The organism is Streptomyces sp. NPDC050560 (genome assembly GCF_044457285.1).
Taxonomy (GTDB): domain Bacteria; phylum Actinomycetota; class Actinomycetes; order Streptomycetales; family Streptomycetaceae; genus Streptomyces.
This window is the reverse complement of sequence record NZ_JBITGT010000014.1, coordinates 162,627-172,304: the sequence shown is the minus strand read 5'-3', so window position 1 is coordinate 172,304 and position 9,678 is coordinate 162,627. Positions and strand designations below refer to the sequence as shown.

Here is a 9,678-nt window from a genome sequence, read left to right as displayed (position 1 = left end):
GCCGGAGGCCCCCTCAGGGACCCGTGCGTGCCGCTCTGGTGATCGCGCTTGCCAGGAGGGCCAGGTCCGTGGGGCCGTTGCCCAGTTCGCGTACGGCGCGGCGGGCGGGGGCGTCGCCCATGCGCTCCCACTCCAGCGGGACCACGCTCGGCCGTACCGTCGCGGTGCGGGGGATACGCCCCGTCACCCGCCCGGCCTGGAACACCGTGCCGCGGCCGTCGGCGCCGGTCAGGCGCCCCCGCCCCGGGCCCACGCCCTCGGGGCCCGCGGTGGGCGCGTCGAGCGTCACGCGCAGCGCCGCGCAGCGGGCGAGCGCCGACTCCGCGGTGCGCCCGCCGGGCTCGGTCGCGGCCACCAGATGCACACCGAGCCGCTCGCCCTCCCGCGCCACCGCCTCCAGGGCCCGCACCACGGAGCCCGCGGCGGGCCGCCCTGGGGCGCCGAGCGGCGGTGCCACCAGCGCGTCCAGGTCGTCGACCAGCACCACGAGCCGGGGCAGTGACGGCAGCGAGTCGGCCCCGCCGCCGCGCTGCGCGGGCACCCGGGGCTCGTCGGCGCCCCCCGCCGCCGCGTCGAGGCCGGGGCGCAGCCGCAGCGTGGGGCTCGTCGGCGCCTCGAAGGCGTCGGCCGCGCCCTGCTCGTCCCGTACGGCCCCGGTCTCCCGGCCGCGCCGCGCGGACGCCGGTATCGCCCCGCCCGACCCGCCGGGCGCGGTCCCCGCGGTGCTGCCCGCGCGCCGGGCGATCAGCCGTTCCGCCACCTCGCGGCCGGTGTGCCACTCGGCGAAGCCGGCCGGCCCCAGCACCTCGGCGCGCCGCTTCAGTTCGGCGCTGAGCGCCTGCGCGAACTCCCGCATCCGCAGCGGGTCGCCGGCCACGAGATGGCCCTCGGCATGCGGCAGTTCGAGACACGCGCGCAGGCCCTCGGGCGCGCTCGCGCCGCCGCCGGGGCCGCCGCGGCCGTCGATCAGTACGAGCGCGAGCCGGTCGGGGCTGTCGCCCGCGGCGAGCGAGGCGGCGACGGCGCGCAGCAGCTCCGTGCGCCCGCTGCCCGAGGGGCCCTCCACCAGCAGATGCGGGCCCTCGGTGACCAGGCTGAGCCCCACGGGGCCGCTCGGGCCCGCGCCGAGCACGGCGTACGCGCGTCCGCCCGGCGCGTCCCTGTCCTGGGCGGCCGCCGCCCAGCGGGACCGCAGGGTGGCGGGGGTGGCGCGGGACAGGTCGAGTTCGTCGAGGAGCCGGGCCGCGGTGGGCAGCGGCGTGTGCGGGACCCGGGTGGGGGAGCTTTCCGGGCGCAGTGGCGCGAGGGCGCGCGCGAAGCGGTCGGCCCACGCCGCCGACACCGCGTCCACCATCGCGGGCCCGCCCTGCTCCACCAGGGCGCCGTCCTCGCCGCGCAGCAGCCGCAGCTCCGTGACCACGTCGCCGCTGAGCAGCGCCACGGCCGAGCAGCGCCGCAGCGCAGGTGACGCCTCGCAGGCCGACTCGTAGGCGACCGCCATCGGTACGGACGCCGACACCGAGGGGGCGCGCGCCAGGCAGATCACGAACACGCCCGCCGCCGGCCCCTCGGTGGTCAGCCTTGCGACCGCGTCCCGTACGGCGGCCGAGCCGGGGTCGCCGTCCACGACGAGCACGCTGTAGGGGCCCTGGGCGGTGTCCGCGGGGGCGCGGCCGGGCTCGGGCAGGCGGCGCAGCAGCTCTCCCACGCGCGCGAGCGCCTGCTCCCTGTCGTGTGCGAGCAGCAGCCGGCAGTCCTGGCCGCGTGCGGGGCGCACATGGGGCAGCCAGCCGAGCCAGGCCCAGCGCTCCGCGGACTCGCGCGCGCCGCGCGCCCGGTCGGTGCCCATGCGGTCCGCGCTGACGAGGACGATCTCCAGGGTGTCGGGCGAGTGCAGCGCGGCGAGCTGCGCGATCACCGCCCTGGCGAGGCCGTGGAGGCGGTCCTCGGGGCCTGCGAGGCCGAGCGAGCCGGTCTCGCGCAGCCCGGCGACGACCGGCGACGAGGTGGGGGCGCCGCCGCGCGCGCCCGGCCGCTCCACCATGCCGAGCCGGACCGCGAGGGCGCTCGGGTCGCCGTGGCCGCGCTCCCACAGCCGGTTCCCGGGCCCCAGCGCGGTCAGCAGCAGCTCCGCCGGGTCGGGCCAGGGCGCGGGCGCGCCGTCGCCGGGGGAGTGGGGCGCGGGGGGCGCGGGGGGCTCGTCGCGGCCGGTGTGCTCGCCGCCCGGGCCGTGGTCGCCGTACTCGCCGTAGGCGGTGGGGCCCGGGTACGCGCCGTCATCGCCGGTGTCGTCGCTGCCGGGAGGTTTCCCGTACGGCTCGTCCTCGCCGCGCGGGCGGCCGCCGAGGCGGCGGGCCCAGGTGCCCAGGCCGCCGCGTCTGCGCGGGCCGCGCACGACGGGCGTGCCGCGCAGCGGGGTGCCCGGCCTGGTGTCGTCGGGGCCGGGGTCGGCGCCCTCGCGGGGTACGACGCTCCCGCCGGGGCCCGCGGGGGCGGCGGCCTGCCCGTCGGCGGCGCCCGAGGCCGCGCCCCAGGCGGCGGGGCCGTAGCCGTGCGCGTGCGGGGCGGGGCCCGCGGGGGGCGCGGGGGGTGCCGGGGCGGCCACGCTGCCGGGCAGGACCCTGATGTGGCCCTCGCCGTCCGGGGTGGTGCGCAGCGGCTGCCCCGCCGCGCCGCTGTCCAGGCGCAGCCCCGACTCGCCGAGCCGCAGCAGCGCGCCGGGCGGCAGTGGCACCGGGGCCTCGGAGACCGGGGTGCCCGCGGCCAGGGTGCCGTTCGTGGAACCCAGGTCGCGCACGGTGACCCGGCCGTCGGCGCCGAGGGTGACCGCGCAGTGCAGCCGGGACACGTCGGGGTCGTCGAGGGGGACGTCGGCCTGCGCGGAGCGGCCCACGCGCACCTGCCCGCCGTGCAGCAGGTGCACGCCCCCGGCGTCGGGGCCCGAGACCACCCGGAGCTGCGGCACCCCGTCCGCGGGCACGGGGCCCGGGTCGGCCGGGGCGCCCAGCGAGACGACCGCGCCGTCGGTCAGCGGCGGCTCGCCCAGCAGGGCGCGCCCCGGGTCGAGCCGGTCGCGCCCCGCGTACAGCGCGGCGGGGCCCTCGGCGCCGCCCGCGGCGGCGGCCAGGGCACCGGCCACGGCGGCGAGCGGGGTCCCGGCGGGCGCCGTGACCAGCACGTCACTCGCCGTGGGGCTCCCGCCCGTCGGCTCGGGGCGCGGCCCGAGGACGGTCAGGCGGATCTGCATAGCCGTCAACGGTCCCTTCTGCGCGGAATCCGGCACGGGGGCTGTGGGCCTTTCCTTCCCCTCGCGCACACCGGCACGTCGGCCAATACGAAAACATCCTCCCACCCCTCACTGACAGCCCACCCCCGCGCCCAAGATCATTGACGTCTCAACCACCCACGAAACGCGGCTTGTTCACGCAATACGGGCCGGGCCGCACGGCGCGGAATCGCCCCGGAGCCACGCCGCCCGCAGCGCCCGGCAGGCGCGTCCCCCGCCGCAGCCGCCGGTACCCGACACCCGGCGGACCACTCACGCCCGTACGCCCGCCGGGCCCCACCGGCCCCCGCGACGCCCCCGCGCGGCGCACCGCATACGCGCGTACGCCCAACTGCCACCACGCGCGCGTGCAGCCTCGTGCGAACCGCCCCCGACGCAACCTCCCGCCCCCGCCGCGCGTCCTCCCTCACACGTCCGCTTCCGGGAGGCGATGCCCCGCGGCGCCCGGCGGGACGGCCGGGGCGCGGGGGAAACGCCGTCGTGGGAGCCCGGCGCCAGGCCGTGTCCACGGGGCACGCCCTAGAGTGGGACAGCGGACGTACCACCCGGTCCCCGATCCGGCGCCGGGACGGCAACCGAGGGCGGGCCCACGGCGGGTCCGCCACAGCTCGGAGCAAGCACAGGGAGCGCATGACGTGCGGCCGGTAGGCAGCAAGTACATCCTGGAGGAGCCGCTGGGCCGGGGCGCCACCGGCACCGTGTGGCGCGCGCGGCAGCGCGAGACCGCGGGTGCCGAGGCTGCCGTGCAGGGCAGCCCCGGGGAGACCGTCGCGATCAAGGTGCTCAAGGAGGAGCTGGCGGGCGACGCCGACGTCGTCATGCGCTTCCTCAGAGAGCGCTCCGTGCTGCTGAGGCTGACCCACCCGAACATCGTGCGAGTGCGCGACCTGGTCGTCGAGGGCGATCTGCTGGCCCTGGTGATGGACCTCGTCGACGGCCCCGACCTGCACCGCCACCTCCGCGAGCACGGCCCGTTCACGCCCGTCGCCGCCGCCCTGCTCACCGCCCAGATCGCGGACGCGCTCGCGGCGAGCCACGCGGACGGCGTAGTCCACCGTGATCTGAAACCGGCCAACGTTCTGCTGAAGCAGGACGGCGCCGGCATGCACCCGATGCTGACCGACTTCGGCATCGCCCGGCTCGCCGACTCTCCCGGCCTCACCCGCACCAGCGAGTTCGTCGGCACGCCCGCGTACGTCGCGCCCGAGTCCGCGGAGGGCAGGCCCCAGACCTCGGCCGTCGACGTCTACGGCGCGGGCATCCTGATGTACGAGCTGGTCACCGGGCGCCCCCCGTTCTCGGGGGAGAGCGCGCTCGAAGTGCTCCACCAGCACCTCAGCGCCGAGCCGCGCCGCCCCTCGGGGCTGCCGGGCCCGCTGTGGACCGTGATCGAGCACTGCCTGCGCAAGGACCCCGACGGCCGCCCGAGCGCCGAGACCCTGGCCAGGGCGCTGCGTACCGTCGCCGACGGCATCGGGGTGCACGCGGCGCCCGCGCAGATCGTCGCGGCCGAGGGCGTCGCGGCGCTGCTCGCCCCCGACCAGGACCCGACGGCCGTGCCCGGCTCCGCCGACCCCACCCAGGTACTCCCGCACACCGGCAGCGACCCCAACGCCGCCACCGGCGTGCTCCCGCACTCGGGACCGGGACAGCAGGGCGCGGCCGACCCCACGGCGGTCCTGCCGCAGGAGGGCGGCGCGGGCGGCCCCGACCAGCCGCACCCGTGGCAGAACCAGCTACGCGCGGCCCGCGACCGCAACGAGCAGACCCAGGTCCAGGGCTACGTCGACCCCAACCAGGACCCGCTGCGCCGCCGCCCCCAGCGGCAGGTGGCGCGGCCGCAGCGGCAGCAGGCCCCCCGCTACACGGCCCCGCCGCCGCAGCCCTACCCCCAGCAGCAGCCGGGCCCCCGCTACCCGCCCGCGCCGCAGCCCCAGCAGCAGCCGTACAGCGCGCCCCCGCAGGCGCCCGCGCCCACGCGCGAGCCCAGGGAGCCGCGCAGGCGCAGCGCGAACCCGGTGCACATCCCCGGGCTCGGCTGCCTCAAGGGCTGCCTCCTGGTCGTCGTGGTGCTGTTCGTGGCCGGCTGGCTGGTGTGGGAGCTGAGCCCGCTACAGGACTGGATCGGCACCACCAAGGGCTACTGGGACCAGCTCTCCGACTGGGTCGGCAAGGCCACCGACTGGCTCGGCGACCTCGGCAACTGACCCCGGGGCCGCGGCCCGGCGCCGCCCCCGCGGCGCTCCGCCGGGCCTCGCGGCCGCCCCGTGACCACAGGTCGTCCGGAAAAAGCCGCACCGTCACGGAGATATTCACAAGTCGGCCGGAATCCGCCCGGAACCGGTCCCCACGCACCCGTACGGCGAAGCGGTCCTGGGTATTTGTCGACATCTGGGGGATAATTTCCGCCGTCGATGTGAAGGCGGCCCCGCGAGCCGCGTAGCTTTGTCGCCAACACGCGTCGGTAGGAGCAGTCTTGGCGAGAAAGATCGGCAGCCGGTACACGGCGCATCAGATACTCGGGCGCGGCAGTGCGGGCACGGTCTGGCTCGGCGAGGGGCCCCAGGGGCCCGTCGCCATCAAGACCCTCCGCGAGGACCTGGCCTCCGACCAGGACCTCGTCGGCCGCTTCGTGCAGGAACGCACCGCGCTGCTCGGCCTCGACCACCCGCATGTGGTGAAGGTGCGCGACCTCGTCGTCGACGGCGCCGACCTCGCCCTGGTCATGGACCTGGTGCGCGGCACCGACCTGCGCACCCGCCTGGAGCGCGAGCGCAGGCTCGCGCCCGAGGCGGCGGTGGCCATCGTGGCGGACGTGGCGGACGGCCTCGCGGCGGCGCACGCCGCCGGGATCGTGCACCGCGACGTGAAGCCGGAGAACGTGCTCCTCGACATGGAGGGCCCGCTCGGTCCCGGCGGCGCGCACCCCGCGCTCCTGACCGACTTCGGTGTCGCGAAGCTGATCGACGCGCCCCGCAGCCCACGCGCCACCAAGATCATCGGAACGCCCGACTACCTGGCGCCCGAGATCGTGGAGGGCCTGCCGCCGCGCGCGGCCGTCGACATCTACGCGCTGGCCACCGTGCTCTACGAGCTGCTCGCCGGGTTCACGCCGTTCGGCGGCGGCCACCCGGGGGCGGTGCTGCGCAGGCACGTCACGGAGACCGTCGTACCGCTGCCCGGCATCCCCGAGGAGCTGTGGCGGCTGTTGGTGCAGTGCCTCGCGAAGGCGCCCGCGTCCCGGCTGCGCGCCTCGGAACTGGCCGCCAGGCTGCGGGAGCAACTGCCCTCGCTCGCCGGGATGCGCCCGCTCGACGTCGACGAGCCCGAGGCCGCCGAGCAGGAGGAGACGGCGCCCCAGGAGGCCACGCGGACGGCGCCCGCGGCGGCCCCGCGCGGCGCGGTGCCGCTGGTGCCCGGCGCGGCACCCGACTCCAACCGGGACACTCACACCAGCATGCGGGTGCCGGGCCCCGACGAGCTGGCGGGCGGCGCGCGCGGCACCGCCCGCGCGCCCCGCACGGCGGGCGCCCCCCGCCCCGGCTCCGCACGCAACCGCCCGGGCGGCAACGGCCGCCGCCGCGTGATCATCGGCGCCTCCGCCGTGGTCCTCGCGGCCGCGGTCGGCATCGGCGCGTGGGCGGCCTCCTCCGGCGACGACGCAACCCCCTCGGACCGCTCCACGCACTCCACACCGTGAGCATCTGAGCGGGGGAGGCCCTGGGCGTGGAGCGGTCCGAGGGGAGGGGGCCCCGGAACCCGGTCCGAGGGGAGGGGGATAAAGCCTCCAAACCTCCCTCCTCCCGCGCAGCCGTTAGGCTGGGAGCTGTGGCAGTCGTCGACGTATCCGAAGAGCTAAAGTCCCTCTCCTCGACCATGGAGTCCATCGAGGCCGTTCTCGACCTCGACAGGATGAGGGCGGACATCACCGCGCTCGAGGAGAAGGCGGCGGCGCCGTCGCTCTGGGACGACCCCGAGCAGGCGCAGAAGATCACCAGCAAGCTGTCCCACCTCCAGTCCGAGGTACGCAGGACGGAGGCCCTGCGCGGCAGGATCGACGACCTCGCGGTGCTCTTCGAGCTGGCCGCGGACGAGGACGACCCGGAGACCCGCGCCGAGGCGGAGACCGAGCTGACCGCCGTCAGGCGCGCGCTCGACGAGATGGAGGTACGCACCCTCCTCTCCGGCGAGTACGACGCCCGCGAGGCCCTGGTGAACATCCGCGCGGAGGCCGGCGGCGTGGACGCGGCCGACTTCGCCGAGCAGCTCCAGCGCATGTACCTGCGCTGGGCCGAGCGGCACGGCTACAAGACCGAGGTGTACGAGACCTCCTACGCGGAGGAGGCCGGCATCAAGTCGACCACCTTCGCCGTCCAGGTCCCGTACGCGTACGGGACGCTCTCCGTGGAGCAGGGCACCCACCGCCTGGTGCGCATCTCGCCCTTCGACAACCAGGGCCGCCGCCAGACGTCCTTCGCGGGCGTCGAGGTGCTGCCGGTCGTCGAGCAGTCGGACCACGTGGACATCGACGAGTCGGAGCTGCGCGTCGACGTCTACCGCTCGTCGGGCCCCGGCGGCCAGGGCGTCAACACCACCGACTCCGCCGTCCGCATCACCCACCTGCCCACCGGCATCGTGGTCTCCTGCCAGAACGAGCGCTCCCAGATCCAGAACAAGGCCACGGCCATGAACGTCCTCCAGGCCAAGCTCCTCGAACGGCGCCGCCAGGAGGAGCAGGCCAAGATGGACGCGCTCAAGGGCGACGGCGGCAACTCCTGGGGCAACCAGATGCGGTCCTACGTCCTGCACCCGTACCAGATGGTGAAGGACCTGCGGACCAACTTCGAGGTCGGCAACCCGCAGGGCGTCCTCGACGGCGAGATCGACGGCTTCCTCGAAGCCGGCATCAGGTGGCGCAAGCAGCAGGAGAAGTAGGGGCGTTGGCGCCGCCGTGCCACCGTGGGGCGCGCGGGGCGCCCGAGGTGTGCGGGGCGCGCGCCACGGGGCGCGCAAGCAGAGTCGACACGGCTCCCGGCCGCCCCCACGGGCAGGCCGCTTTGTCGACATGACAACTGTCCCGACCTGCACGGCAGTTAAGATCGACGATCGGTTTTACGTCACATTCACATGTCCATGCGGGGTGCAATCAGCCGTAATGGGGACATGGCTCTCGGAACCGCCTTGACGCACCCAGAAAAACTGGGAAGGCTGACGCGCGGCATGCGTGTTTCTGGGGCGCGTGTGAACGGGGGCCGTCCGGCTACCCCCGGTGGACCGCCGCCCCGAGCGCTGCTCCACGACGATTACCTACTGGGGGTAGCAGCAGATGACCAAGAAGACGAGGCTCCGCGTAGCGCGGATAGCCGCCGGCGCGGTGATCGCCGCCGGCGCCTCGCTGACCGCCGCGGGTGCCGCCTCGGCCCTCGACGCCAATGTCGACGTGCTCGGGATCAAGGTCGGCGCGCACGTCGGTACGAGCGAGGGTGGGGACAACGGCGGGGACGACGGCGGTATCCCGACCTGCATCCCCGGTGACCCGTCCTGCTCCGAGGACGGCGGTAACGGCAACGGTGGCACCGATGACGGTGGCAACGGCAATGGCGGTACCGATGACGGTGGCAACGGCAACGGTGGCACCGACGACGGCGGTAACGGCAATGGCGGTACCGACGACGGCGGTAACGGCAACGGTGGCACCGATGACGGTGGCAACGGCAACGGCGGTACCGATGACGGTGGCAACGGCAATGGCGGCACCGATGACGGTGGCAACGGCAACGGTGGCACCGACGACGGCGGCAACGGCAATGGCGGTACCGACGACGGCGGCAACGGCAATGGCGGTACCGACGACGGTGGCAACGGCAACGGTGGCAACAACGGCGGCAGCAACAACGGTGGCGGCGGCAACGACGGCGGCACCGGCACCGACAACAACGGCTCCGCGCCGGTCGAGCAGGGCCAGGAGGGTCAGAGCGGTCTGACCGACACCGGCACCGACGCCCCCGCGCAGCCCGTCGCGCAGGGCGGTGACGAGCTGGCCGACACCGGTGCGGCCGAGACGACCTTCCTCGTCATCGGCGCCGCGACGATGATCGCCGGTGGTGTGGGCTTCCGCCTGCTGCCGCGCTTCGTCGGCGGGAACCGTACCGCCGCGTAACGCGACGCGTACCGCACACACCCGCAGCACGCATCCGGGCCCGAAGCCACCACGGTTTCGGGCCCGATGTCGTTCCAAAACCTTCATACGCCCGTACGGCACCCCACCCCACCCAGTGGCATGTGACGCAAATCACAGCAGCGCAAAGGGTCCCCAGGGCCCTCCGGGGCCGGGAAACGGGCGCCTGAGCCTGCCGCCACCGCGGGACCGGGACCCGGCCGTCGGCCCCCGG

General features: G+C 75.8%; 5 protein-coding genes. 4 read left to right on the top strand and 1 reads right to left on the bottom strand.

Features of this window, described 5'->3' with window-relative positions:
- Positions 1 to 13: 13 nt before the first annotated feature.
- Positions 14 to 3,247: an FHA domain-containing protein gene (locus ACIBIW_RS29180; RefSeq protein WP_399340211.1), complete on the bottom strand. Its 3,234-nt coding sequence runs from the start codon at positions 3,245 to 3,247 to the stop codon at positions 14 to 16.
- Positions 3,248 to 3,921: 674 nt separating this feature from the next.
- Here ACIBIW_RS29180 and ACIBIW_RS29175 point away from each other — a divergent pair.
- From ACIBIW_RS29175 to ACIBIW_RS29160, 4 genes are all read left to right on the top strand, one after another.
- The gene (locus ACIBIW_RS29175; protein WP_399340209.1) at positions 3,922 to 5,493 is read left to right on the top strand and encodes a serine/threonine-protein kinase; all 1,572 of its coding nucleotides are present in this window, start codon (positions 3,922 to 3,924) and stop codon (positions 5,491 to 5,493) included.
- A 269-nt stretch (positions 5,494 to 5,762) separates the two neighbouring features.
- Positions 5,763 to 6,986 carry a serine/threonine-protein kinase gene (locus tag ACIBIW_RS29170; RefSeq protein WP_399340207.1) on the top strand — a complete coding sequence of 408 codons (1,224 nt, stop codon included), beginning with the start codon at positions 5,763 to 5,765 and terminating at the stop codon, positions 6,984 to 6,986.
- A gap of 128 nt (positions 6,987 to 7,114) precedes the next feature.
- Entirely contained in the window at positions 7,115 to 8,221 is a 1,107-nt protein-coding gene (prfB, locus tag ACIBIW_RS29165) for a peptide chain release factor 2 (protein ID WP_399340206.1), read from the top strand.
- 391 nt (positions 8,222 to 8,612) lie between these two features.
- On the top strand, positions 8,613 to 9,446 hold the full coding sequence (locus ACIBIW_RS29160; protein ID WP_399340204.1) for an LPXTG cell wall anchor domain-containing protein: 834 nt from the start codon (positions 8,613 to 8,615) through the stop codon (positions 9,444 to 9,446).
- The last annotated feature ends 232 nt before the right edge of the window (positions 9,447 to 9,678 follow it).

What these genes read in the sequence shown, in the direction of transcription:
- ACIBIW_RS29160 (WP_399340204.1), top strand. Translation starts at nt 8,613, where the DNA reads ATGACCAAGAAGACGAGGCTCCGCGTAGCGCGGATAGCCGCCGGCGCG.
- ACIBIW_RS29180 (WP_399340211.1), bottom strand. Translation starts at nt 3,247, where the DNA reads ATGCAGATCCGCCTGACCGTCCTCGGGCCGCGCCCCGAGCCGACGGGC.